Genomic DNA, 25414 nt, shown 5'->3' with positions numbered 1-25414 from the left:
GTCAGATATGTGGGAAATCTTTTAGTCAAAGCTCTTCTCTTAGGATGCACCAAGGCACCCATAAGATAGAACCTTTAAGCTTGTTTTAAACCAGATATGTATATGATTAATAATCATTTTTCAATTTTACCAGAATATTCAAAAAAGTTCTAAAAGATTTATATTTTTTTAGGCTAGATATATTTGTTTTTTTAAGTAAAGTTTTATATCTTATATATATTATTTTATAATATATATAAGATATAAATTAAGTTTATAACTTTTATGGAAACTCGTTTACATCTCACACAAACTATTAATTATCAGATTGTAAATTCTGTAATGGATTTATTCTATTTGGGTAAACATACAAATGACTATATTGATGGCATGTCTCCTGTGGAGTGGTCTATCCTTAAGAAAAAAATAAAGATGGCTGAATCGTTGTTAGATAATGGAGCAGGGCGTGTCTAAATAAAATAAAGCGTATGAAACAATTACACTATCTATTCTTGTTCTTTCCATTGGCAGCTATAGATTGTACAGGTTGTAATAAAACTTCAAAGTCTATTAATAATCTGAAGCATAAAAAATGCTCTTATGAAAAAAATACAATAAACTCTAATAAATATGTAGATGTAGACGTAGACGTAGACAAAAAAGATAGAAGGGGGTATACAGCTTTATATAATGCAGTTAGGTTCAATGATATAGACAAAGCCCGTTTCTTATTAAAATCTGGTTCTGATCCTAATATAGCTATGTTATATGGTTCTATTCTAGAGAAAGCTGTGTCTAAGAAAAACGTAGAGATGGTTAAATTATTGCTGTCTTATGGGGCTTATATTATCGTTCAAGAAGATGGAAGTTCAACCATTTTAGATTGTTTTCGTCATAAATCAAATGATAGATCCAAAGAAATCTATCAACTATTGGTTAACAGCCTATCTCCTGAAGAACGTGATAGAGTAAATAAAAAATCTAAAGAAGATGTAAATAGTCTTGATAGTATAGGGTATACACCTCTTCATTGGGCTGTTGTAGATAACAATCTAAAAGAAGCAAAAAGGCTTCTGGAGTTAGGTGCTGATCCAAATGTAGTAGTAAATGGAAGTAGTACTCCGATTTATATTTCTGTTCAAAATCAAAATAAAGAAATGGTTAGATTATTACTTTCTCATGGAGCAGAAGTTTACTATTGTGACGAAAAGACTAATCCGGTTTTTATGTCCTATGACATAGAACTTATGGATATAATTCTTACCCATCTTGCTGATAGTGGTAAGAAAGATTTTGAAGGCTTATCACCTATACATTGGGCTTGTAGAGATGGACGCTTAAGTTTAGTCAAGTATATATTGAATAATGATAGCTCTCTTATTAATGATTCAAATAATCTATATAACTTCACACCTCTTCACTGGGCTGCTAGAGGTGGTTTTAAGGATATGGTCTCATTTCTTATTTCAAAAGGAGCTAATAAGACAGCTAAGAGTAGGAGTAATTTTACGCCCTTAATGTTGGCTATATCTAATAATCATGAACAATTTAGAAGTATCCTTTCCCCAGATGATGCTCAAATAGAAACTGAAAATTCAAATACTGATTCGGAGCAATGTAGTATTTGTTTGAACACAATGGGTAGATCTGACTGTATTATTTTTCCTTCTACCCAAATAGAGTGTGGACATACATTTCATTTTGAATGTATTGCTGGGTATGTAGCAAATAAACTTAGTACTTATCCATGGGTTAGATGTCCTAATTGCCGTAATAAGATATCAGAGGGTTTGTGTAATAGCATGCTCTCTTCTAGTAATCCTACTAGGAATGAATCTTTAATAGAAGCTGTTAAACAATCTAATTATGAAGTAACCTCTTTATTATTATCCTGTGAAGCTGATCCAAATCATTTTGATTCTAATACACGAATGACTCCTCTACATTATGCAGCTCGTAACATGAGTAATGGAAAAGCTCGTCAAGACATATTGGATAAAATATGTATGATACTTATTCAACATGGTGCTAAGGTAAATGCCATAGATAGTGGTCGTAAAACAGCTAGAGATTATATCCCTTCATATAATGAAGCTTTAACCGTCTTAGTAGAATCTGGAGGTATGCGTTCGGGGTATTGTGATCACCCTAAAACTGCATTTGGATTACCGGTTAGAAAAGATAAATAAGCCATTACTAATAGATACAGATTGAATAACCTATATAAATCATTCTATGAACAAGCTTAAAAATGTACTACATATTGTACTTTTATTATCCTTTTTTAATCCTGTTTTTGGTAAATCAAATCATTTTTATCAACCATTAAAATCTGTTCATAGCAATGGTTGTCATTGTTTAGAAGTCAGATATGGTATATGGAAAAAAATGCATGGAGTGAAAGCAGGTTATGTATGTCACTTTAATGAAACCTGGTATATGAAGTTATCTGGTGGATTTTCTAATAAAAAACTATTAAGCTTTTCTAGTACGATTTACTATAATATATATAGTAACCACGAGTCAATTTATTTTGGTATTCTATTTGGCCCACAGGTTAGTTATCAGTTTAAATATAATAACTGGCTGGTTAAAAATAAGAAATTTAATGCTGGTATTCAACTAGGAATTGAATATGAAAAAGTCTTAACAGAATACCTATCTTTAATAGTCTTACCAGAGACCACTATATCTATTTTAGATAAAAACAATATCTTTAATTATTACCTTTCTACAGGAATTCGTGTTAATTTTTAGATAAAAATAGTTGTTTTTTTAAGTAAAACTTTATATCTTATGAAGTATTTATTTATAATAAATATTAGTAAATAATTATACAATTTAAAGTTAATAAAATTTTATAAAAATATGCATAAAAAACAATTTTCTTGTCTATTTATTATTGCACTTTTTTCTCTTTGTTTTAAGTGTAATAGCGATTACTTTAGCAGTTATGATCGTGACAATGCTTGGTCCCCCAAATATGTCTTAAAATTAAATATAGAAAATAATAAGCCCGCTGAACTTTCTCAGAAGGTTCCTTTGTGTTTAGAAGTAAAATTCGATTCGGAATGGAATAAAAGAACCATTCCTGAAAGTAGAAGAAGTAGTCCAATTGCAGAATCACTTATAAATGTTATTATAAAAGATGTTCGGATTGTTGGTGGTAGAGGTAAATTGTCTTTAAGGAACGAAAAAGACGATAAGGATTTTAGTAAAATCTTTAAAGATGGCATCAAAGTAAGGCAGGGAACCACCAAGTTATGGTATATTCCAGATGTTCCTTCTTCTGAATCAGGTAATAAGTATTGCCATTCGCATCAAATATATATAACAGCAAAAGTATTAGATTTAGACGAAAATCAGGAGCATGGCGATCTGGTAAAATGTACCATAGAGCTAGGCGAGCCGAGTTATGGTTTGGATCTTAAAAGCAATGATTCGGTAGCGTATATAGAAGATCAATCTATTCCAGTAGAGCTGATTGTAAAATCGGATAACCTATTAGCTTCAAAACAAAACTATAAAATATCTAAGTTAGATATCCTTGGAGGAGATGGGAACGTATATACAGAAGTAGATGGCGTCAGGAAAAAACTATCCATTAATGATCCTATTAACTTTGGTAAGAACATATTTTATTATGTTCCAAATCCAGAAAGTTCTGGAAATCATAAATTAGTTTTTACGGTTCAAAACATACAAGGGTATACTGGCAAGCAAGCTTCGTTACCTATCCAAGTAGAATCACACCGTGTTCAAAATTTTACTGCTCATATAACACTTCCACCCAACAACGAATCTTTATTGCCATTTAAGGAGATCATATGTAGTCTTAGAATAACTTCGTTATCAGGCAAAGAAAACGAGTTAGACTACTATGTAGACAGCATAGAACTGAATGGAGGTAAATTTATATTAGATGGTAAAGAATTGGTAGTCGGTACTCCTCTAAAAGAGGGTAATATAGAAATGGTTTTTGATCCTTTGCACTACAGTGGAGACGTACAAGCTTCTATTATCCTAAGGAATTCAAAAGGAGATTCCAGTAAAGTAACCTTTTCAAGACCGCTGGTCATAAGTGATCCTTCCTTAGGCGTTGAATCCACCATAGTAAATAAAACAATTAAATTAACAGTAAATTGCTCATATACAGGTTCAAACGCAAATTTTGTTCTAAATAGTTATAGTCTATCAAGAGGTATAGAAGGGGTATTAAAGACGATTACCGGTGCAACAATTAAGGATCCTATTTTACTCTCTTTAGGAGAGAATGAATTCACTTTTGAGCTGTCTAGCATAGATATAAACTTGATAAAAAAATCACCAATAATAAATTTTGATATTATCCATCCGGATGGTACGCATCATAAGACATCTTCTAATCTATCTATTTTTGTATTTGAGAAGCTTGATTCGATGTTACGTACACTAGAAACTGAGTCTTCAAATCTATATAGAAGATTGGCTCCAGATTATAGTAATAGAACCCTTTTATATGCATCTATAGAAGCTCTAGAAAAAGAAAGTACTAACTGGATTAATAGATGTTATAAGATAGGTCAGGTTATGGATTATATTAAAAATGATCCAAATGTTACAAATAGTGTAACAGAATCGATCACTCGTTTGAACACTTTAAGATCATCTACAGAGGATAGAATTACCAAAAGAAAATTATCCAGTAAAATGTTACTGGAATGGAATTCGTCAATAGATGATATAGATGATAATCCCAGCTCAAAATATTGTACAGAAAGGACCAATAAAATAGAATTAGAAATAAATAATTCGTCAAATATATTTGAGTTATGTAGGGGAATAGTAGGTATGGAAGATATTGTAAACGATTTTGAGGGATTGCCCGGAAAGATTGCCGAATTAAGAATAAAAACACAAGAAAAGTTAAACGAAGAGAACAGACAAGCAACTGAAGAAGAGGCGTTTAAAAGAACTACAAATGAAAGAATAGTATTCGAACAACAGACCAGAACTTCAGCTATAGCCACTGTAAACCAGTCTATATCATCCGAGCAAGAAACGAGAGAGTCTAGTATTTCCTCTGTACTACAATCAATGTCATCTGAACGAGACATGAGAGAAATACATAAAAAAGAGATATATCGATCTATAGAAAATGAAAGAAAATTAAGACAAGAAGAGATAAAAAATCTAGATAAGTATATATATAAAAATGATAAGGCATTACGTCGTTGGATTAATCATATAGAGAAGAAACATAAAAGAGCGGAAGCACATTTTGAGTTTTTAGACGCTAAAATAGGAGTTCTAAACGACCCCTGCATAGAAAACAAGAAAGAAATGTATGAAAAAGATGAAGTATTAAGCAAAATACAAGAAAAAGTAGCGCGAGCAGAGCTTGGTTCAAATTATGAATATGATTCAGATCCTAAATCATATTCTTCAGATTCTGACTCAGACTAGATTTACTTTTAACCCATTGAAAATAAACATTAATTCTTTCCCATTAGTTCTACTTTTTTAATCTAGTGGGAATAGAATCCTTACGCAGTAAGGATGTATAAGGTTACGTAAGATATGTACATATTAATCACAAAATCAATAAAATATCTATGGTATTACTAGATATAGGAACTTCATTGAATGACTGGATTAAAAGTGGCTACGATTTATTAAAGTTGATTGCTAAACTGTTATCTGTAGTAGGCTGCGTTAGACTGGCCTATTTATATCATGTTGGCAGAGACAAAGGCTGTGTTTTTTACGAATTACTCCATTGGATAGGGGCCATTGTATTTTTCTCATCTATTGAACCGATATACAATATGATTGCCAACTTTTTTAAGATAACCTAAATAGTTTAATGCAAAAATTAGTTAATAGCCCTTATTTAAAAGAGAAAGGTTTTTTAGGACCTTTCTCTTTAACAGAAGCCTTGGCTGTATTAGCCATTTCTATTATGGCCTATATTATTTCCTGCTACTGTGAAGAATGGTTGCACTACAACCGGCTCTGGACCATTGCATTGGCATGCACTGTCCCAGTCCTATCTATATTTGTAAAAATATGTCTAAAAAATAGTAATCCTACTTGGTTATCAAGTGTTTTATCTTACTATTTCTTTTATTTAAAAGAAGATACCCCCTGCTTTAAAGTTAGGTTAAATGTTTTTCTCAAAAAAGACTAAAAAAGAAAGTTTAGAACGTGTATTCCCTTTTGTAGATTTTCATCAGGATATGGCTGTTGCTGCCGATGGAACTATATCAGTTCCTTTTAAATCAGACTTATCCTTTCAAGAACAATATACCCAGCAAAATTATATAGACTGGACTACTATAGTAGCCAGTAGTATGAAGGTATTGCCTTGTGATAGCCTCATCCAACAAGTAGATATCTATTACCCAGACCAATGGCATAACCCAGGTATAGACTGTGATGAGATTGATTTCTTTGTAGAAAAGAAGTTAAAACACACAGAAGGTAGACCTATCTTACGCCATGAATCCTACCTTATACTTTCGTTCCCTGGATTGTATAAAAATTATGGACCTTTATCTACTTTTTATTGTAGAAGTGAAACCCAAAATTGGAAGAATGATCCATTTTCTGGTTTAGAGAAACGACTGACCTTAGCTGCTAAGGATGCCCAACAGTTTCGTCAAAGTGTATCGTCTCATCTATCTTTAACCCAGCTTGGGGCTAAAGATTTTTCCCGATTGGTTCATAGATACTTGTCTTTAAACTTTTTAGATCCTGAAGATATTATAACGAGTGGATTGGTCCCAGAAAAGGATTATGTAATATCTTCTCCTAACAAGATACAAGTAGTCTCCTTAACGGAAAGTTCCTATCAACTTAACCATACCGTACTGGATAAATTTGGCCATAACGGAGGGGGTTGTGCTCCTTTAACAGAGGGCTTAGGTAGAGGTCTAAACTTCCCCCATATCATTTCTAGAGTTATTCGTCAGATAGACTCTGAATTCTTCTTAAAAAGCCACTTCAATTCCTTTGCCTGGAGTGAAGCTACTAAACTAGATGAAAGAAAACTTAAAAACATCAGACAGATCCGTAGTGAAATGTCTGACTTTGAACAAACCCTTCGTCAGAGAGAAGAACCTATCGTTTATTTATCGATGTTGGTAATACCCTTTTCTAGAGGTAACGTAGATACCCTACGTGACTATAGTTCCCAAGTGCAAGCTGCATTTGCCCAAATAGGTATGAAGAGTTACTTAGAAACCATAGATACCGCTAACTTATTTTGTACAGCCTTACCAGGAAATGGCAATCAAACCTATAGGCGTTTCCCTATTCCCCTATACTCAGCTGTAGCCCATATGAACAGCACTACTCCTTTCACAGGCTATACAGAAGGCGTTTTGTTAGCCAATAGATACAAAGAACCTATCTATTTAAACCCATTTAATGCCGAGTTAGACAACCAGAATGCCTTTATATTTGGCCCTTCAGGATCTGGTAAATCTTTTTTTAATGGCAAGATGATCAAAGATAGATTTGAGTTAGGCCATATCGTTATTGTCATAGACAGTGGAGGAACCTATCGCCATTTATTTCAATCTTTAGGCGGAAAGTATATTGAACTCACTGCAGAAAAATCTTTAAGCTTAAATCCATTTTTGTTTGCACCCAATCCAGAAGGTAAATATCTACCAGATAGCAGTAAGATTATCTTTTTAGTACAACTCATTGGCAAGATGTGGAAGGGAAATCTCAACGAAAACCCAATGAATGAGGTAGAAAAATCCTTACTATCTGAATGGATTAGCAGCTATTATCAAAACTTACAAAGCAAAGTAATCCCTACCCTAACAGGGTTTTACGACTATTTAAAAGTATTGGTAGAAACAAATGGGAAAGATATATCAGATATCAAAAACGAACAGTTGTTCCCTTTTCAAGAGTTTTTTATTGTTTTAAAGCCTTTTTCCCATCGAATCTACAAAGAGCATTTTAATGCTTTATCACAAGACTATCTATCAGACCATAGTTTAGTTTGTTTTGAGCTAGAGGCCATAAAAGGCAATAGTAAACTCTATCCATTGGTGGTACAAATTCTCTTTGACTTTGCTTTTGAAATGGTAGCCAAATATCCAGATAAAACTAAGTTCATAGATATTGAAGAAGGTTGGACTACTTTAGATGACTCCTCTAGAGAACATATAGAAGCTTTTTACCGAAAAGGCAGAAAAACCAAAACTTCGATTCGCATCATTACGCAAGACATTGGGGAGATCAAATCATCTAAGATAGCTAGCGCCATTAAAAACAATGCGGCTACCTTTATCCTACTATACAATGAAAAAGCCTCTAGTAGAGAAGAGATAGGAGCATTTTTAGGTATGAATGACTTAGATATGGAAAAATATGCCAGTCTTCGTCGTCAGAATGGACCAGATGGCTTTAGAGAAATATTCATTAAAGAAATGAGTCATAGCCATGTATGGCTATTAGAAACATCTCCTTGGGAATACGCTATGTTGACCTCTAATCCATCGGAAAGAAATAAGATTGCTGCCTTGACTAAACAATATGGATCGATTAAAGATGGTATCATAGAATGGGTCTATCAAACTAAAAAGGAACGTCATGGCTAATTTTGAATCCATCTTATCTTCCTCGGTTAACTCTACTGTACAAAATGTAGCGGTTGATGCAACCATTATTAAAATGATTACTCTTTCCAAACAGCTATTACCAATTTTTTTATTGGTTCGTTTGATAGTGGGTTACTTTCAAAATCACTTAGACAGTACGCAGTTAATAAAATATGCTTACACCAGTGTTTTAACCCTAATCGTTACCTTTTTATGGCTGCAATATTATGTAAATATATTTCAGTTGTTAGACAAGTTAACCGCCTTGCTCATGGAACAATTTGATTGGACGGCTTTGGCTGATCCTGATGCTACATCTAGCGATAAAGATAGTACCTTTAGTATCTGGGAATGGATTAAGAGTGGCTGGTCCACCCTTGCTAATTGTTCCTTAAACTGCCTATCAGGCGTGTTATGTTTTGCCACTACCAGATTTAGGCATCAAGCACTTATATTTTCCCTTCAAGTAGGCCCTTTAGCTATTGCTTCTAGTCTACTACCAGGCAATTTTAGCACGATAGCCAGCTATTGGCTCAATATGGTGATATCCTTTTTAATGTGGGGGTTTACTATTGATTTAATAGATTATGCGCTTGTTACTTTAGACGTATCTTCCGGTATTAGTACTTGCCTACTCTATACAATGGTAGGTCCATTAACTTCCTTATATATAGGCAATACAATAGGAAACAGTCTATTTGCTTTGGGTGTATCTAACACACACCAACTTATATCCTATGGAAAAAGGTTTTTACCAAAACTAAACAATAAAATATAATCATTATGCGTAAAAAATATACATCATATTTTAAATCTTCTATTGTAATATCAGGAATATTTACCTGTCTTTTGTTTATTTCTTCTTGTGGTAAGTTAGCTAGATATGAAATGAATAGTAATAAAATCGGATTAGATTCATTTAAAAATCAAATAAAAACTGGTTATATACCTATTAAAAATTTAGGTTCTGGAACCTTTCTGCATTTTGCAGCGTTGTCCGGTAATATTGAAGAAGTTAAATCATTACTAAAAAATGGAGATATTGACGTAGATGTACAAAATATATATGAATCATCTCCACTTCATTATGCATCAGAAAACGGTCATGTAAAAGTGGTAAAAGAATTACTCAATAACGGAGCTAATGTCAATGCAAAAAATATAGCGAGGTGGACTCCACTTCATTATGCATCAAAAAATGGTCATCTAGAAGTGGTAAAAGAATTACTCAATAATGGAGCTAATATTAATGAAAAAAATAAATATGAAAGTACTCCACTTCATTTAGCGTCAGCATCAAATCGTGTAAAAGTAGTGAAAGCGTTAGTGAATGATTCAAGCATTCAAGTCAATGAAAAAGATAAATATGGCTGTATTCCATTTTATATTGCAGTAGAAAAAGGTTATACAAAAATAGTAAAAGAGTTACTGAAAAATCAAGACATTCAGGGAGATGAAAAATATTTTGACCGTACTATGCTTCATTTTGCAGTACAAAACAGTCATTTACAAATAGTGGAAATTTTAGTGAATGATTCAAGATTTAAATCTAATATTAATGAACTAACTAGTTTATTCGAAACCCCTCTTGATTTAGCATTCGTAAAAGATGATAAAAATATGATGAAGTTATTAAAAAAACATGGTGCTTTTAGGGTATGTAGTATCAATAAATACTAATCATTATGCATACAAAACAAATAGCTTATGTTAAATATTGATGTATAATATCAGATAGAAAATGGTCACAAATAAATAGTTGCATTATTGAAATAACATGGTGCTACTAGTGGCCATACAACCAATCAATAAAACCATGACAGATAATACAGGTAATATATCGGTAGACACTTCTTCTATTCGCCAGTTAAACAGCTACCATTATGGGAAGAACATTAGCCTATTGCGCTTTTTAGTAATCTTTTTAGCCATATCCTTAGGCGGTTTGTCATGTTTTTTAGGGTATTTGGTCTTTAAACAAAATAGAACTGATTTAGTCTATTTTGTTACCAATACAGGTACCCATGCTGGCATAAAAAAAGAAAATCCTAATGATATAGCTAGAGAATCTTTTGAACTAGAAAACTTTTCCATTCGATTTATCCAAGATAGCTTTGCCCATAGCGAAAACAACTACAAAGAAAACATTGAAAGAGCTTTAACGGTTATGAGCAATGAGTCTAGGATCACCTTAAAAAAACTATTTTCTGATGATAGTTTATTTCAAGTATATAAAGAGTCTAATGGGGTTACCACGGTGCATATAGATAAAGTATTTACTGATACTACATCTTATCCCTATAGGACCCAACTATACTTTAAAACCGATTTAAAGTATTTAAGTAGCCAGGGGGATATAAAAACCCATAGCTACCATCAAGGTATTGAATTAGAGATGGCCATAACAGCTAGATGTAGTAAAAATCCTTATGGGCTAATGATAACACAGTTAACATTCATAAACGATGAAAAAAAATAGCTTTTTACTATTTTGTATATGGTTAATGGCTTATGTTCCTACTTTAGCAGTAAATATAAAAGTATCAGACCAACATCCTACTTTTATCGCCTTAAGAGGTAGCATTGATACCGTTTACTTTGGTAGTGGCAATCAAGAGTATGTATTTAAGGAAAAAGGCAGATTCCTACACATCAGAGCCAAGCATCCTGGTACCAGTAAAACCAATATTACTATATTTTATATAGACAACGAAGGAAAAAAGAATGAAAGGCTCAATGCCTTCTATGGTACAATTAGCTATGATGCAGCTATACAACCCATGTATGATCTTACCAATGATAATATTAAAGGGATAGAATCATCCGAAAAATCGGATATAGAAGAACCTTTAACGGAATTATTAACGGAAGCGTTAGCTTACCTAGAAAAAGCCCCTCAAACGATTAGACGCTTTTCTCAAACCAAACAAAAAGTTAGTTGTACGTTAGTAAACGCCATGAGCACAGGAGATGCCATTATTTTAAAGTTTGTCCTTGAAAATCGTTCTCCCTATAGCTATAAATTAGGCAAATCCTATTTTTTAGTAAACCAAAAAGAGAAAACTCCTATTCCCATTATTTTAAAGCCTAAACGAGTAGTAGTAGAACCTGGCCATACAGAATGTATGACTTTTGTACTAGAATATAAAGCAGATAAATCTGGTATGCTGATTCGTTTTGAAGAAAAACAAGGTCGTAGAGATTTAAGTATAAATCTCTCTAGCAACTTATTGACGAACCTGCCTTGTTTTAGGGAAGAGGCTAAATAAGTTTAGGATTTGCTTTCATGAAAATAAACAAAATATTTTATGGAGTAGTTGGTCTTTTCGGATTAGTTGTTGTGGTGTTAAAAGATATAAAAAAAGAAAAGAGCTGGAATGACTTTTTTGTAGCCCCTCCTCCTAAAGAAAGTAAGCTACTCAAGCCATCAGGTCCTTTATCGATCACTGAAGAAACCAATGAGCGGATAAAGAATATAGGTAAATCTAAATCAAATCAAAAAAGTTGTACCTTATTTCAAAACATGCTTCAAACGGTTCAAAAAAAAGAGGAAGTAGCTAAAGTTGACCCAGTAGTCGTTCAACCAGAACCTGTTAAAGAAGCTAAAAAAGTTAAGGTTACGCCTAAAAAAGTAGTTAAAAAAACAAAAATAGTTGAAAAACAGATTGTTTCTCCTTTAGAACCAAACTATTTCCCTGGATACGTTGAAATAAAAGGGAGTAAAAAATCTAAGGATTGTGTATCAACTAGTTTTATATCAGGTTGTTTGTATGGTACCCAAAATCTCAAACATGGCAGAAGTATTATCATACTGGTAAAAGAGGCTTTTACTTACCAAGGCAAAAAGATACCGAAAGGGGCTTTATTATATGGAGTAGTGGCCTTTGGTAAAGAGCGCGTATTGTCTAAATTAGAGACAGCTGTATTTGGTAAGACCACGCTTGAGGTTTCTATAGCTTTATATGACACAGACTATACCTTAGGCTTACTGGTAGAAAACTTATATCCATTTATAGATAGTGCCCAAGATAAGTTACTGAGCAAAGCAGCTAGTAGTAGCAGTAATTCCTGGATACAGGAGATCAGCTCTAGTGCAATAGATGCCTTGAAGGCTATGAAAAAGGAACCTAAAGTAACCTTAGAAAACAGAAGAAAAGTACTCCTTAAACCCATAAAAAAATGAACAAGTTAAAAAAATATAGTTTATTGTGTTTATGTCTCTTATTTCCTGTAATTGCTCACGCAGGTATAGGTGATAAAATCAAGTCAGGATTAAGTGCAGCTTGCGATGTCATTCCTGGTGGAGGTGCTGTAAAAAAGCTTTTAGGTTTATCTGCAGAAGAGAAAACAGCTGAGTTGATGGAAGAACAAGTTTCAACCTCTAAAAACTTTTTAGAAAAAATGAAAGACGCGGCTCAAAGCATGCAAAAATTAAAAGAAAGTGTAGAAGAAGCCAATAGAATTAGAAAACAGGGAGCTGAATTACTTCAAGATGTCTCTGATGCTAAATATGGTAAAGTATTAGCGGGTATATCAGAGCAAATCAGTGGTATTAGTTTAGATCCAAGTTCATATATACCTGATTTAGATTGTACAANAGATATAAAACGAGATTGTTCATTTTCATGCTATAGAGAAAAAGTATTGTTAGGAAACATAGATGATTTCACCAATAGAAGTAGTAATTTCATGGGTGCTAATATTCCCAAAAGTTTAAATGCCCGTTGTAAAGAAATAGATCAAGAATTACGTCGTTCAGATCAGATTAAAACGGCTGCTAAGGAAAGGAACAATAAGCTAATTGGTCCCTATCAAGCCCAAATCAAAAGCTTAGAAGTTCAAAATAAAAATATCGATAAGATCCTATCTTCTAAGTTATACAAAGATGATCCAGTAAAGTATTTCCAACTAGAATCCATTAAAAACAAAAACATTTTAGATATGGGCAAATTGGTAGAGCGGATTAGTAGGATTGAAGCTGCCTCAGAAGAGGTTTCTAAAGAAGATAAGGATGCTATTGCAAAAGTATATAATCAAAAGCTAAGTAAAGACTTGAGAAATGCTATTATTAAAAGTAAAATAGAGAGAAATAAAAGGTTTAAAAATAAGTAGGATATAATATATATATAAATAAATCATTCTACTTAAAATAAGTATTCAACTATAATTTATATGAGAAAAATAAGGAGTAAAGTATTTCTATCTATTGGTCTATTAAGTTTAAGCACTTTTTCTTCTTGTACCAATACAAGACAATCAATGAACCAAAGTAAAGAAGAGCAAGGACTGCTCAAAAAAATTAGCAGAGGAAGACCGACTGCAGGAAATATGAGAAGAGTCTATAACAGTAACCCGAAAAAAATGATTTGTTTAGCAGCAACAGGAGTAGCTACGATTCTTGGTGTTTCTGGATTAGCAGTCTGTGCTTATTCAAACATTTCATCAGAAGTATCGAATATAGCTGGGTTTGATAATACTAATTTTAGGAATATATCTCCTTACCACTATGAATCATCAACTCCAGGTACATTCAACGAAACCGGTTGGAATAGTAATGATTCTACAGGTTCACAAGTAGCATACAGCGCACACGAACCATCAAGTACAACGATTCCTAATGAAACTTTTTTAACTACAACTGAAAAAATAGACGTTAAACTTATAGATTCTGCACTAGAAAACGATGCTAATGTTAATGAAAAAAATATTGATGGAGTGGCCCCTATTCACATTGCAGCATATACAAACAATATAGAAAAATTCAAATTGTTGTTGAAAAATCCATATATCAATGTCAATCAAGATAGTCGTCTAGGTACCCCCCTTATAATTGCACTAGAAATAGGTAATGAAGAAATGATTCAATTATTATTGAACCATCCAGATATTAACGTTAACGAGAAAAATAGTTATAAAGAATACCCTATTCATGCAGCAGCATACTATTGTCGTCCATCAAATCTAGAATTGCTACTAAAAGACAAAAGAGTTATGCTTAATGTAACGGATAGTTCTAACAAAAAAGCTCTTGATATCGCCGAAAAAAGGTGTAATCCATTATGTGTTAATCTATTAAAAGAAGCAGAAAAAAACAGATCTACTATTTTAGGAGGAAGTGTTCAATACACTGTGTTAAGTACTTAAAAAAGTTATAATTCGTAGTAGTCAATATTTAATCTGACAGGCATTAAATATTGACTACTAGATTTAATTCTATTTTAGATTAGTTATGAATTCTTATTTTTATGTTATAGCGTACTATAAATATCTATATAATAGACTGAATATCAGAATAATGTAGTCCGGTAATAAGCATTATATCTTCTATAGAGTAGCCTTTGGAAAGCATTGTTTTAGCTATTTCTAACTTACTCTTTTCTTCCCCTATTCGGATTCCTTCTTGTCTACCTTCTTGTCTACCTTCTTGTCTACCTTCTTGTCTACCTTCTTGTCTACCTTCTTGTCTACCTTTTTGTTCTCCTTGTTGTATTAATCTTTCAGCTACAGACATGGCTATATTCTTTAATTTTGGGTTAGCGTTTTTTATTGTTTCCAGTAAATTTGGGTTATCATCTACTTTCAACATATATAAAAATACTGCATCCGCGTAACTAATGTAATCTTTTTCTAGAAATTCTACAATTAAACCGATACGATCAGAAAACCATTGCGTAAAATCTCTATAGATACCTTGCTTTAGAACCATAGCTGCAAAAGCACCTCTTTTATAACTAATCAGTTCATCTTCTGAGGTACTATATAAGTCAACTAAATGAAAGCTATCAAACATACAAGTTTTAGATAACTCAGGATCCGAAAAAAGATCAAATAATCTGTTTGAACCTTTATAGGGCTTGTTTCCGCTATAAACACAGATGTTTAGTATAACTGGAAGGGGTACATTTCCATGCTCTTTTAGATGTTGTCTCAACAATTGAACGTTGTACTCCATAAAGCGAAGACCCATATAAAGATCTTCACTAGATTGATGTTCTGCTAAAATGTACAGGTAACCAGGATTACCATTTATATTGGTTTTGAAGACTAAATCAGATTCTCCTCNTCTNCCAACTGGATCTACGAAACTCTTATTNGTTAACTCTAATGATTCTTTATCTATTCTAGAAAGTAGATCAGAAGGAAGGTTNGCTGATAAAAAATCTAGCATTGCCTCTTTATTACAAAAAGTATTCTTAAATACCTGATCATGAGGCTTATCTAATATATTTTCTTTATCCTTGGTTTTGTTATCTTCCTTACGCATTCGATCAGTATATGACGAGATCAAGTTATCAATAGTAAAAATATCAATATTTCTTATAATTCTTTACCATCATGAGAAAGAACCCATCTCCTTAATATGTTATGTAAAATGTAGATTGATAATTATTTTATAGATTAATCTTTATGTAAATCTTTATCTCCTAAGGGTGTACCTCAATGAGATAATCAAAATANAACATTATNGCATTAATGAGATAACCTATATGCGATAGATCCAATGATATAATTTATATGAGATAATTTAACTAATCAAAACATGTTCATAAGAGCTTATTTGAGAGCATCAACAAAAGATCAGTCTGCTGATCGAGCAAAAGATATAATGGATCAGTTTGTGCACGAAAGAGGATATAAAATCGCCAGTTACTATCGTGAAAATATTAGTGGAACAAAACTGGAAAGACCAGAATTAGCACGGTTATTAACCGATAGTCATCCAAATGATATCTTACTGATAGAGCAAATGGACCGATTAACCAGGTTAACAAACAGTGACTGGGAAACACTAAAAAAAAAGATTCAACAACATCAACTCAGAATTGTTAGTCTGGATATACCTACCTCTTGGCAAGCGTTAGATAAACAACAACCAGAAAAAAATGATCCAGTAACACGGGCCGTAATTTCCTCTATCAATAATATGATTATTGATCTAATGGCCACAATGTCTTATAAAGATTGGATAAGCCGTCTAAATAGGCAAAAACAAGGAATAAAAAAAGCACATGAACAGGGTAAATATAAAGGAAAGAAGGCTGATCATGAGAGACACAAGAAAGTTATATACTATAGACATGTCAAAAAACTAAGTATACAGGAAACTGCATATGCTACCGGGTACAGCAAGGCACAGATATGTCGTATTCAACGGTTGAATATACTAAATAATTTAACAGATGAGCAAAAAAACTTTTAACTTTTTAATAAAAATTAATATCCTAAAATCTTTCTAAATCAAGCTATTTAATAATATAGATAGAGCCTTAACGAACTATGTTAATAAGCAAATTTTTTGTTAGAAAAATATTTCGTTTTTAAGTTTTATTTTGATTATAATTATAATTTATATTGATAATCAAATAATAGATTTATAATCTGTTGATTTATGGACTATCATATTTTCTTTCTGACCACACTAAGGGTTAGCCTTGAGTTTAGATAGATGTCCATCTACATAAAAAAGTATGGTCTCTCATAATAGCAAATACCTGTCTAATAAGTTTATTAGCTACAGCAATAAGAGCCACTTTACCAGGTTTCCCTCTTTCTTTTAACCTTTCATAAAAGTCTTTACAGGACTTATTAAAGCGTATAGCTGACCAAGAAGCTATATAGAGCAAAGAACGCAATTGCGGGTTCCCATGACGATTAATATGACCTTTTTTTCTTACCGATGAGCCTGAATGCTCATAAATAGGTGCCAAACCGACATATTTAGAGAACTGTTTAGCGCTTTCAAAATGATTACCTCCACCAGTGGAAACGATAAGTTCCATAGTGGTTCTATCGCCAATCCCTTTAATAGAGCTAATGCGTTTATAGAGATCCTGATAAGTTTCCTGTGTAATAGAAAGCATTTGTTGCTCTAATATAACTATTTGTTCTTCCAAATAGGATATAGTTTGTTTGACCATAGTCAAAGATACAGTGTCTGGTTTAGGCAACACACTAAAAGGACTCTAGCAAGTTATAACACATTGTCAATTGTTTTCTTCAACTGAGCAAAAAGTGTTTTTTGTTGCTTTAAGGCTTGTATACTGGCTAAAGGCATTTTGTAGGGTTTAGGCTCCATCTTTGATCCATACAGAGAAATAAGTTCCGCATCTACCTTGTCAGTTTTCGTTATATGGTTCACTACCTTAGTAAAGTGTTTGATCTGCTTAGGGTTAATAACTGAAACAGATAGGTCAGCTTCTAAAAGCATCTTTACTAATAAACAACCATAGTTGCCAGTCGCCTCTAAAACACAGTGATCTAAGCATTTATCACGTTTAGACAAAAAGATTGCAATGCCATTTGGATCGTTCTTATACGTAGCCGTAGTATAGCCTTTACCTTTAGGGAAAGCAGCTACAAAACTACTTTTTGCTATATCGATGCCTATGTATTTCATATCATTAGATGTTTGTATTAAATTGATTCATCTCATGAACTATCGTCGCACACACGGGCTTTAATGGCCAGCGAACTATTCAGTTTTTAAGATGAAAAGAGCTGGGGGCTAAACGTTAAGCGCGGTATCTAATACCAGGTACAATGCGACCTTATTCCAGCTCTTTAATAAGATAGTCTTATTTAATACAAACGTACGACGTACAATAATTCCCCATATCCAAGTTGACCCCATAAAGACAGACTCATGCTTTCTAAAGGCTACTTTATAGAAGATATAATGCTTATTACCGGACTACATTATTCTGATATTCAGTCTATTATATAGATATTTATAGTACGCTATAACATAAAAATAAGAATTCATAACTAATCTAAAATAGAATTAAATCTAGTAGTCAATATTTAATGCCTGTCAGATTAAATATTGACTACTACGAATTATAACTTTTTTAAGTACTTAACACAGTGTATTGAACACTTCCTCCTAAAATAGTAGATCTGTTTTTTTCTGCTTCTTTTAATAGATTAACACATAATGGATTACACCTTTTTTCGGCGATATCAAGAGCTTTTTTGTTAGAACTATCCGTTACATTAAGCATAACTCTTTTGTCTTTTAGTAGCAATTCTAGATTTGATGGACGACAATAGTATGCTGCTGCATGAATGGGTATTCTTTATAACTATTTTTCTCGTTAACGTTAATATCTGGATGGTTCAATAATAATTGAATCATTTCTTCATTACCTATTTCTAGTGCAATTATAAGGGGGGTACCTAGACGACTATCTTGATTGACATTGATATATGGATTTTTCAACAACAATTTGAATTTTTCTATATTGTTTGTATATGCTGCAATGTGAATAGGGGCCACTCCATCAATATTTTTTTCATTAACATTAGCATCGTTTTCTAGTGCAGAATCTATAAGTTTAACGTCTATTTTTTCAGTTGTAGTTAAAAAAGTTTCATTAGGAATCGTTGTACTTGATGGTTCGTGTGCGCTGTATGCTACTTGTGAACCTGTAGAATCATTACTATTCCAACCGGTTTCGTTGAATGTACCTGGAGTTGATGATTCATAGTGGTAAGGAGATATAGTCGTAAAATTAGTATTATTAAACCCATCTATATTCGATCCTTCTGATGACATGTTTGAAAAATAATAGGCTCCTACTCCAGCAGAACCAAGAATCGTAGCTACTCCTGTTGCTGCTAAACAAATCATTTTTTTCGGGTTACTGTTATAGACTCTTCTCATATTTCCTGCAGTCGGTCTTCCTCTGCTAATTTTTTTGAGCAGTCCTTGCTCTTCTTTACTTTGGTTCATTGATTGTCTTGTATTGGTACAAGAAGAAAAAGTGCTTAAACTTAATAGACCAATAGATAGAAATACTTTACTCCTTATTTTTCTCATATAAATTATAGTTGAATACTTATTTTAAGTAGAATGATTTATTTATATAAATATTACATTCTATTTATTTTTAAACCTTTTATTTCTCTCTATTTTACTTTTAATAATAGCGTGTAGTAGTTGAGATTTAATCTGACAGGAAATAAAAAATTATAGTTTATAGTTGTCAGTTAAGTCTAGGTTGTNAGTCATGTTTTTAATATATGCGATTTGATTATTTTTTTCAAGTACTAATTTTGGTTCTGTCGAATTTGGGTTCTATCGCGTTTGTAAAATATGTAAAAAAAATATTAAAAATAGATTTTTGATATAAATTTTGGTTCTGTCGCGAGTCTGTCTTTATAAGTGTGTAAATATTTTTTAGGGTTTATATTTACCTAAATGATAACACTTAAAATAGATGAAAAAAAAAGATATATGTAAAGACGGAATAAGCAAGGCGATAGAAGTCCTTATAGGTTCTGTCGCATCTGTAGTAATGGAGCGATTATTTTATTAATTTTAGTCAAAAATTGACCAAAATGTTTACTATTACTCATAGATTATTGCCCTATTTTAAAGGATTTTGTTCTTCACCCGAGTTAATCTTGTTATTTGTCTACATGAAATGTCGTTTTTCTTTAAGCTATAGAGATCTAGAAGAAATGATGCATACAAGAGGTGCAAAGATTGATCACTCTACCTTACAAAGGTGGGTCATTAAGTTCATTCCACTCATAGATCAAGAAGTAAGAAAAAGAAAACGCCCAGTTGGTAGTAGCTGGAGAATGGATGAAACTTACGTNAAACTAAATGGTAAGTGGATTTATTTATATAGAGCAGTAGATCGTTATGGAGATACAGTTGATTTTTTTCTAAGTGAACGTAGAGACAAGTCTGCAGCTCTTTATTTTTTTCGTAAGGCTATCAAAGATAATAACACTCCATCCAAAGTGGTAGTTGACAAAAGCGGTAGTAATAAAGCTGCACTTGATGCATTAAATACAGAACTAGATCAAGATCACAAGATTCAAATATTTCAAAATAAATACTTGAANAATAGAGTCGAACAAGATCATAGGTTTATCAAAAAACGGATAAAACCTATGTTGGGATTTAAGAGTTTCCATTCGGCTAACATTACCATNACAGGAATAGAAAACATTAGAATCATTCAAAAAGGACAATTAATAGGAGCTAAAAAACAAGAATCTACTTTTGAGAACTTTGCCAAACTTATGTCCGAATAATATCCAAAATTCAAGACAAGGGAGAGGACTATACAAAATTAAATACAGATGCGACAGAGCCGTTATATATACATTATTACATAATATCCTGAATATCAGTTTTAGATAGTCGGGTAAGAATCGTAATCTCTTCCATAGAGTAACCCTTGAGAAGCATAGCCTTGGCTATAGAAAAAGCTTTCTCTTTTTCACCCTTTTCTTCCCCTATTCGGATACCTTCTTGTCTACCTTCTTTCCTACCTTCTTCTCTACCCTCTTGTCTACCTTCTTCTCTACCCTCTTGTCTACCTTCTTCTCTGCCCTCTTGTCTACCTTTTTCTTCTCCTTCTTGTCTATATTTTTCCACTGTGTTGGCTTCTATGAGTAACCATTTCAAGTGATCCTCATAAGCCATTCTTTCTTCATCCGTGAAGTTTAACGTATCTAAAACATGTAAGGCCTTTTTAAGGCTCGGGATTGCTAAGGGACCAGGTAAGTTATCCTTATTCAGTAAATCATGACGCGTAAGAAAAGCCGTCCAGATATCTAGTGATGTTTTGATTTTTTCCAATAAACTGGTCAGATTCTCATCTGGATCTTTACTGAACTTGGTTAACTCTATTGTATGCAATTCCACATCATGAAAATAAGGTATACCGCTCTCTTTTTCTGTAATACGAAAGACGTTATGATACTTTTTATTATCTGCTATAGAAATAAAGTTAAGAATATGAATTCCTATTGCTTTATTCAACTTAGAATAACCTTGAGATACCTTTAATTGATCTGTATATAACTTAGCCCAATAATATAAAGCGCGTTTATCATAATCTGCTTCATCTGTGATTTGGATCTCTATATTAAACCTTTTACCAGTTTCACTTAAAGCTTTAATATCTAGAATAGATAGTTTGTCGCTTCTAAAATTTTTCGGGTTATAAGGATTTAATAACGTAACATCTACTACCTGATCTGCTGGAGAGACCGTAGCGTTGATCAACTCAATAAGCAAATCCTTATTTTCTTCTACGCCAAATATTTTCTTGAAGGCTAAATCTACTTTCGGTGTAATTTTTTCCATAAAATATCATATCTATTTGTCGGAAATCAGAGCTATATAAGCTATTTGTACCCTACAATATACAGATTTTTTTTATCCTAGTTTTTTAGTACAATATGGTTTATGAATAAGATTTAATATTTGATCAATTGTTTGTCTCATCAAACGATCGTTATTTAAATGCTTGATAAATTCGCGTTCCATCTTATAAGACGAACTATCAAGAAAAATTCTTTAACCCATAATAAAGTTTTTATCATTCATTATCTGTTACATTTTACTTAATATAAAGTATTAAGTTATGTTATAAATAACGAATTAAATTCGTAAATTTTAACTCTTTACGAACTTAAAAGAAATATCAGGCAATGGTGTATCAATATGTAAGAGAACCTTTAAGATCCGAAGAAGCGGATCGGCTCTGTCAAGCTTGTGAAACGGTTCAAGAAAAATTAATCGTCTGGACGTTATTAGATACAGGATTAAGAGTTTCCGAATTATGTGGGCTTACTCCACAACAAATCCTATGGCAACAAAAGGCAATTCGTGTTTCTGGTAAAGGTGGGCCGTATGGGAAAAAATCTAAAAAAAGAGTGGTCCCCATGTCTAAGCGCGTTCAAACATTGCTTGAGCATTATTTCGCAATTCATAATGCCTGGCCTGTTGGAATAAGGCAAGTTCAAAAAATTATTAAACAGATTGCTAACACAGCAAAAATAACACAAGAAGTTAGTCCTCATGTCTTGCGTCATACTTTTGCCACTTTAGCACTCCAAAAAGGAATATCGTTGGCATCCGTACAAAAGATACTTGGACACGATAGACTAATGACCACAGCAATCTATCTCAATTTTACAGATGCACATGTTATGGAGGAATAGCTATTATCGTTTTAAGTCCTTATATGAACTAGGTGGTCAGGATGCCCTACATGAGATAAGTCGCAAGAAACCTATATTAGCTAATAGAGTAGATCCTAAGATAGAACAATCAGTAATAGATATGGCCATAGATTATCCAGCATATGGTCAACTTAGGGTATCAAACGAGTTAAAGCAGGAAGGTATACTTGTTTCTCCTGGAGGCGTAAGATCTATCTGGTTACGCAATGACTTAAATAATATAAAGAAACGTCTTAAAGNTTTGGAATCCAAGATGGCTGAAGATGGTCTTGTTTTGACTGAATCCCAGTTATCAGCCTTAGAAAGACGTAAAAATGAACAAGAATCATNTGGAGAAATAGATACGGCACATCCTGGTTATTTAGGTTGTCAAGACACTTATTATGTGGGTACCTTTAAAGGTANAGGTATAGGCTATTAAGGGTACTAGGCAAACGGCTCTGTCTATTTAAATGGACAGAGCAAAATATATTATATAATAGACTGAATATCATACTTAGATAGTCCAGTAAATAACATTACCTTATCTAACTGGAAGCCATCTTTAAGCATAGCCTTGGCTATAGAAAGAGCTTTCTCTTTTTCTCCCTCTCGTTTACCTTTTTCTTCCCCTATTCGGATACCTTCTTCTCTACCCTCTTCTCTACCCTCTTCTCTACCCTCTTCTCTAGATTTTTGTTTCATGTAATCTTCTACTGCCTGATTATCCATGATGCGCTTGATCTCTTGTTCATAGGTAAACAATTCTTTTTCTGACCAGTTGAATCTATTTAACGCTTCATAGGCGCGTTGGATAACTAAATCAGAGCCTATTAGTTTTTTTAGGTCTTCTTCGCTGGTAGAAGGAGCATGCTTAAAAAAGTAACACCACTTTTCTATAATAGTAGAAAGTCCTTCTATACAACTAATATTAAATTTTGGTAACTCTATAAAAGTGAATGAAAAGTCTTTTAAATCTCTTTCATACGTTTTTGAGTCTAGAATAACATGATTAGATATATAATCTTTTTTATCAGGAAATATAACATAATCCGTAATAGCTATAAAGATCACTGCTTTAAGATCTTGGTATCTACCTCCTAATTCTTGGCCTGAGCTGAGTTGCCTCGAATAGGCCTTAGAGGCATAATACTGGGCTATTTTTTCAAAACCCTTTTGAGGGGAAACCTGCATCTCTACTATTATTTGCTTCCCATACTGGTCTGTGCATAACACATCTACTACACTTTCTTTCTTATATGCAATATCTGGATCCTGAATCGTGGATAAGAATGTAACTTTTTCAACCTTATCTGAGGCCTTTAAATTGAGCACATCATTGATAAAGTGGATAAGAATATCTTTATGCTTTTCGCTACCAAATATCTTACGAAAGGCTACGTCGTTCTTGGGACTTAAAAACTTTGAAGTTACCATTAGGGATACAAAAGAGATATCAATTACAACATTCAATATAATAACTTTTTACGTCGTACGTTTGTATTAAATAAGACTATCTTATTAAAGAGCTGGAATAAGGTCGCATTGTACCTGGTATTAGATACCGCGCTTAACGTTTAGCCCCCAGCTCTTTTCATCTTAAAAACTGAATAGTTCGCTGGCCATTAAAGCCCGTGTGTGCGACGATAGTTCATGAGATGAATCAATTTAATACAAACATCTAATGATATGAAATACATAGGCATCGATATAGCAAAAAGTAGTTTTGTAGCTGCTTTCCCTAAAGGTAAAGGCTATACTACGGCTACGTATAAGAACGATCCAAATGGCATTGCAATCTTTTTGTCTAAACTTGATAAATGCTTAGATCACTGTGTTTTAGAGGCGACTGGCAACTATGGTTGTTTATTAGTAAAGATGCTTTTAGAAGCTGACCTATCTGTTTCGGTTATTAACCCTAAGCAGATCAAACACTTTACTAAGGTAGTGAACCATATAACGAAAACTGACAAGGTAGATGCGGAACTTATTTCTCTGTATGGATCAAAGATGGAGCCTAAACCCTACAAAATGCCTTTAGCCAGTATACAAGCCTTAAAGCAACAAAAAACACTTTTTGCTCAGTTGAAGAAACAATTGACAATGTGTTATAACTTGCTAGAGTCTTTTAGTGTGTTGCCTAAACCAGACACTGTATCTTTGACTATGGTCAAACAAACTATATCCTATTTGGAAGAACAAATAGTTATATTAGAGCAACAAATGCTTTCTATTACACAGGAAACTTATCAGGATCTCTATAAACGCATTAGCTCTATTAAAGGGATTGGCGATAGAACCACTATGGAACTTATCGTTTCCACTGGTGGAGGTAATCATTTTGAAAGCGCTAAACAGTTCTCTAAATATGTCGGTTTGGCACCTATTTATGAGCATTCAGGCTCATCGGTAAGAAAAAAAGGTCATATTAATCGTCATGGGAACCCGCAATTGCGTTCTTTGCTCTATATAGCTTCTTGGTCAGCTATACGCTTTAATAAGTCCTGTAAAGACTTTTATGAAAGGTTAAAAGAAAGAGGGAAACCTGGTAAAGTGGCTCTTATTGCTGTAGCTAATAAACTTATTAGACAGGTATTTGCTATTATGAGAGACCATACTTTTTATGTAGATGGACATCTATCTAAACTCAAGGCTAACCCTTAGTGTGGTCAGAAAGAAAATATGATAGTCCATAAATCAACAGATTATAAATCTATTATTTGATTATCAATATAAATTATAATTATAATCAAAATAAAACTTAAAAACGAAATATTTTTCTAACAAAAAATTTGCTTATTAACATAGTTCGTTAAGCGGCTCTGTCCATTTAACTGTGTAAAATATTTTATGTGTTTTAAATTCTA

The 25414-nt window shown here is 32.8% G+C and carries 23 protein-coding genes and 1 pseudogene; 18 read left to right on the top strand and 6 right to left on the bottom strand.

Annotated features, from left to right (window positions below):
• Nucleotides 1-264: 264 nt before the first annotated feature.
• From AL022_RS04035 to AL022_RS03970, 13 genes are all read left to right on the top strand, one after another.
• A complete protein-coding gene (locus AL022_RS04035; RefSeq protein ID WP_014935005.1) occupies nucleotides 265-453 on the top strand; it encodes a hypothetical protein in 189 nt (62 codons plus the stop codon).
• A gap of 14 nt (nucleotides 454-467) precedes the next feature.
• Nucleotides 468-2168, top strand: coding sequence for an ankyrin repeat domain-containing protein (locus AL022_RS04030; RefSeq protein WP_014935004.1), 1701 nt, complete (start codon nucleotides 468-470; stop codon nucleotides 2166-2168).
• A gap of 46 nt (nucleotides 2169-2214) precedes the next feature.
• Nucleotides 2215-2736: a hypothetical protein gene (locus tag AL022_RS04025; protein ID WP_014935003.1), complete on the top strand. Its 522-nt coding sequence runs from the start codon at nucleotides 2215-2217 to the stop codon at nucleotides 2734-2736.
• 111 nt (nucleotides 2737-2847) lie between these two features.
• Nucleotides 2848-5424, top strand: a complete 2577-nt coding sequence (locus AL022_RS04020) for a hypothetical protein (protein ID WP_014935002.1) — start codon at nucleotides 2848-2850, stop codon at nucleotides 5422-5424.
• Between the two features lie 149 nt (nucleotides 5425-5573).
• Nucleotides 5574-5816 (top strand): hypothetical protein, encoded by a 243-nt coding sequence (locus tag AL022_RS04015; RefSeq protein WP_014935001.1) that lies wholly within the window; start codon nucleotides 5574-5576, stop codon nucleotides 5814-5816.
• 8 nt (nucleotides 5817-5824) lie between these two features.
• Entirely contained in the window at nucleotides 5825-6148 is a 324-nt protein-coding gene (locus AL022_RS04010; RefSeq protein WP_014935000.1) for a hypothetical protein, read from the top strand.
• Complete coding sequence (locus AL022_RS04005; protein ID WP_014934999.1) at nucleotides 6126-8579, top strand: VirB4 family type IV secretion system protein; 2454 nt, start codon at nucleotides 6126-6128, stop codon at nucleotides 8577-8579. Before AL022_RS04010 ends, AL022_RS04005 begins: the two co-directional genes overlap by 23 nt.
• Nucleotides 8572-9357: a hypothetical protein gene (locus AL022_RS04000; RefSeq protein WP_014934998.1), complete on the top strand. Its 786-nt coding sequence runs from the start codon at nucleotides 8572-8574 to the stop codon at nucleotides 9355-9357. Before AL022_RS04005 ends, AL022_RS04000 begins: the two co-directional genes overlap by 8 nt.
• A 5-nt stretch (nucleotides 9358-9362) precedes the next feature.
• Entirely contained in the window at nucleotides 9363-10259 is an 897-nt protein-coding gene (locus AL022_RS03995) for an ankyrin repeat domain-containing protein (RefSeq protein WP_014934997.1), read from the top strand.
• Nucleotides 10260-10356: 97 nt separating this feature from the next.
• Nucleotides 10357-11058 (top strand): hypothetical protein, encoded by a 702-nt coding sequence (locus AL022_RS03990; protein ID WP_014934996.1) that lies wholly within the window; start codon nucleotides 10357-10359, stop codon nucleotides 11056-11058.
• Nucleotides 11045-11848 (top strand): hypothetical protein, encoded by an 804-nt coding sequence (locus tag AL022_RS03985; RefSeq protein ID WP_014934995.1) that lies wholly within the window; start codon nucleotides 11045-11047, stop codon nucleotides 11846-11848. The genes AL022_RS03990 and AL022_RS03985 overlap by 14 nt, the downstream gene beginning before the upstream one ends.
• Before the next feature lie 17 nt (nucleotides 11849-11865).
• Nucleotides 11866-12762 (top strand): conjugative transposon protein TraM, encoded by an 897-nt coding sequence (gene traM, locus AL022_RS03980; RefSeq protein ID WP_014934994.1) that lies wholly within the window; start codon nucleotides 11866-11868, stop codon nucleotides 12760-12762.
• 989 nt (nucleotides 12763-13751) lie between these two features.
• Nucleotides 13752-14723 carry an ankyrin repeat domain-containing protein gene (locus tag AL022_RS03970; RefSeq protein ID WP_014934992.1) on the top strand — a complete coding sequence of 324 codons (972 nt, stop codon included), beginning with the start codon at nucleotides 13752-13754 and terminating at the stop codon, nucleotides 14721-14723.
• A gap of 124 nt (nucleotides 14724-14847) precedes the next feature.
• Here the strand turns inward: AL022_RS03970 and AL022_RS03965 are convergent, their stop codons facing one another.
• Nucleotides 14848-15843 carry an Rpn family recombination-promoting nuclease/putative transposase gene (locus AL022_RS03965; protein ID WP_014934991.1) on the bottom strand — a complete coding sequence of 332 codons (996 nt, stop codon included), beginning with the start codon at nucleotides 15841-15843 and terminating at the stop codon, nucleotides 14848-14850.
• Between the two features lie 276 nt (nucleotides 15844-16119).
• On the opposite strand from AL022_RS03965, the gene AL022_RS03960 reads away from it, so the two are divergent.
• Nucleotides 16120-16779, top strand: a complete 660-nt coding sequence (locus tag AL022_RS03960) for a recombinase family protein (protein WP_014934962.1) — start codon at nucleotides 16120-16122, stop codon at nucleotides 16777-16779.
• Between the two features lie 238 nt (nucleotides 16780-17017).
• Here AL022_RS03960 and AL022_RS04630 read toward each other — a convergent pair whose 3' ends face one another.
• The 3 genes from AL022_RS04630 to AL022_RS03945 all read right to left on the bottom strand — a co-directional run bounded on the left by AL022_RS04630 (nucleotide 17018) and on the right by AL022_RS03945 (nucleotide 19398).
• The gene (locus tag AL022_RS04630) at nucleotides 17018-17497 is read right to left on the bottom strand and encodes a transposase (protein ID WP_148269075.1); all 480 of its coding nucleotides are present in this window, start codon (nucleotides 17495-17497) and stop codon (nucleotides 17018-17020) included.
• A gap of 53 nt (nucleotides 17498-17550) precedes the next feature.
• Nucleotides 17551-17976 carry an IS110 family transposase gene (locus AL022_RS04625; RefSeq protein WP_014934989.1) on the bottom strand — a complete coding sequence of 142 codons (426 nt, stop codon included), beginning with the start codon at nucleotides 17974-17976 and terminating at the stop codon, nucleotides 17551-17553.
• Nucleotides 17977-18606: 630 nt separating this feature from the next.
• On the bottom strand, nucleotides 18607-19398 hold the full coding sequence (locus AL022_RS03945) for an ankyrin repeat domain-containing protein (protein WP_014934986.1): 792 nt from the start codon (nucleotides 19396-19398) through the stop codon (nucleotides 18607-18609).
• Nucleotides 19399-19919: 521 nt separating this feature from the next.
• Between AL022_RS03945 and AL022_RS03940 the strand changes: the two genes are divergently transcribed.
• Nucleotides 19920-20627 (top strand): IS6 family transposase, encoded by a 708-nt coding sequence (locus AL022_RS03940; protein WP_014934985.1) that lies wholly within the window; start codon nucleotides 19920-19922, stop codon nucleotides 20625-20627.
• 76 nt (nucleotides 20628-20703) lie between these two features.
• Here AL022_RS03940 and AL022_RS03935 read toward each other — a convergent pair whose 3' ends face one another.
• Nucleotides 20704-21687, bottom strand: a complete 984-nt coding sequence (locus tag AL022_RS03935; protein ID WP_014934984.1) for an Rpn family recombination-promoting nuclease/putative transposase — start codon at nucleotides 21685-21687, stop codon at nucleotides 20704-20706.
• 347 nt (nucleotides 21688-22034) lie between these two features.
• On the opposite strand from AL022_RS03935, the gene AL022_RS03930 reads away from it, so the two are divergent.
• Together AL022_RS03930 and AL022_RS03925 are read left to right on the top strand one after the other, a co-directional pair.
• Entirely contained in the window at nucleotides 22035-22547 is a 513-nt protein-coding gene (locus tag AL022_RS03930) for a tyrosine-type recombinase/integrase (protein ID WP_014934983.1), read from the top strand.
• Nucleotides 22540-22986: pseudogene (locus AL022_RS03925) on the top strand (COG3415 family protein); the annotation flags it as partial. The gene AL022_RS03930 and the pseudogene AL022_RS03925, both read left to right, overlap by 8 nt.
• A gap of 53 nt (nucleotides 22987-23039) precedes the next feature.
• Here AL022_RS03925 and AL022_RS03920 read toward each other — a convergent pair.
• A complete protein-coding gene (locus tag AL022_RS03920) occupies nucleotides 23040-23984 on the bottom strand; it encodes an Rpn family recombination-promoting nuclease/putative transposase (protein WP_014934981.1) in 945 nt (314 codons plus the stop codon).
• A gap of 252 nt (nucleotides 23985-24236) precedes the next feature.
• Between AL022_RS03920 and AL022_RS03915 the strand changes: the two genes are divergently transcribed.
• Complete coding sequence (locus tag AL022_RS03915) at nucleotides 24237-25211, top strand: IS110 family RNA-guided transposase (RefSeq protein WP_014934881.1); 975 nt, start codon at nucleotides 24237-24239, stop codon at nucleotides 25209-25211.
• Nucleotides 25212-25414: the final 203 nt, after the last annotated feature.

The sequence above is a fragment of the Cardinium endosymbiont cEper1 of Encarsia pergandiella genome (assembly GCF_000304455.1).
Taxonomy (GTDB): Bacteria; Bacteroidota; Bacteroidia; order Cytophagales; family Amoebophilaceae; genus Cardinium.
Note: the sequence above shows the minus strand (reverse complement) of the source record. Positions and strands in the feature narration are given on the sequence as shown.

Bases quoted from the DNA above. Each gene is read 5' to 3' on its own strand.
- AL022_RS04015 (WP_014935001.1), top strand. From the start codon at position 5,574: ATGGTATTACTAGATATAGGAACTTCATTGAATGACTGGATTAAAAGT.
- AL022_RS03990 (WP_014934996.1), top strand. From the start codon at position 10,357: ATGGTGCTACTAGTGGCCATACAACCAATCAATAAAACCATGACAGAT.
- AL022_RS03930 (WP_014934983.1), top strand. From the start codon at position 22,035: ATGGTGTATCAATATGTAAGAGAACCTTTAAGATCCGAAGAAGCGGAT.
- AL022_RS04035 (WP_014935005.1), top strand. From the start codon at position 265: ATGGAAACTCGTTTACATCTCACACAAACTATTAATTATCAGATTGTA.
- AL022_RS03960 (WP_014934962.1), top strand. From the start codon at position 16,120: ATGTTCATAAGAGCTTATTTGAGAGCATCAACAAAAGATCAGTCTGCT.
- AL022_RS03935 (WP_014934984.1), bottom strand. From the start codon at position 21,687: ATGGAAAAAATTACACCGAAAGTAGATTTAGCCTTCAAGAAAATATTT.
- AL022_RS03945 (WP_014934986.1), bottom strand. From the start codon at position 19,398: ATGAGAAAAATAAGGAGTAAAGTATTTCTATCTATTGGTCTATTAAGT.
- traM (WP_014934994.1), top strand. From the start codon at position 11,866: ATGAAAATAAACAAAATATTTTATGGAGTAGTTGGTCTTTTCGGATTA.
- AL022_RS04025 (WP_014935003.1), top strand. From the start codon at position 2,215: ATGAACAAGCTTAAAAATGTACTACATATTGTACTTTTATTATCCTTT.
- AL022_RS04010 (WP_014935000.1), top strand. From the start codon at position 5,825: ATGCAAAAATTAGTTAATAGCCCTTATTTAAAAGAGAAAGGTTTTTTA.
- AL022_RS03915 (WP_014934881.1), top strand. From the start codon at position 24,237: ATGAAATACATAGGCATCGATATAGCAAAAAGTAGTTTTGTAGCTGCT.
- AL022_RS04000 (WP_014934998.1), top strand. From the start codon at position 8,572: ATGGCTAATTTTGAATCCATCTTATCTTCCTCGGTTAACTCTACTGTA.
- AL022_RS03995 (WP_014934997.1), top strand. From the start codon at position 9,363: ATGCGTAAAAAATATACATCATATTTTAAATCTTCTATTGTAATATCA.
- AL022_RS03970 (WP_014934992.1), top strand. From the start codon at position 13,752: ATGAGAAAAATAAGGAGTAAAGTATTTCTATCTATTGGTCTATTAAGT.
- AL022_RS03985 (WP_014934995.1), top strand. From the start codon at position 11,045: ATGAAAAAAAATAGCTTTTTACTATTTTGTATATGGTTAATGGCTTAT.
- AL022_RS04625 (WP_014934989.1), bottom strand. From the start codon at position 17,976: ATGAAATACATAGGCATCGATATAGCAAAAAGTAGTTTTGTAGCTGCT.
- AL022_RS04005 (WP_014934999.1), top strand. From the start codon at position 6,126: ATGTTTTTCTCAAAAAAGACTAAAAAAGAAAGTTTAGAACGTGTATTC.
- AL022_RS04630 (WP_148269075.1), bottom strand. From the start codon at position 17,497: ATGGTCAAACAAACTATATCCTATTTGGAAGAACAAATAGTTATATTA.
- AL022_RS03920 (WP_014934981.1), bottom strand. From the start codon at position 23,984: ATGGTAACTTCAAAGTTTTTAAGTCCCAAGAACGACGTAGCCTTTCGT.
- AL022_RS04020 (WP_014935002.1), top strand. From the start codon at position 2,848: ATGCATAAAAAACAATTTTCTTGTCTATTTATTATTGCACTTTTTTCT.
- AL022_RS04030 (WP_014935004.1), top strand. From the start codon at position 468: ATGAAACAATTACACTATCTATTCTTGTTCTTTCCATTGGCAGCTATA.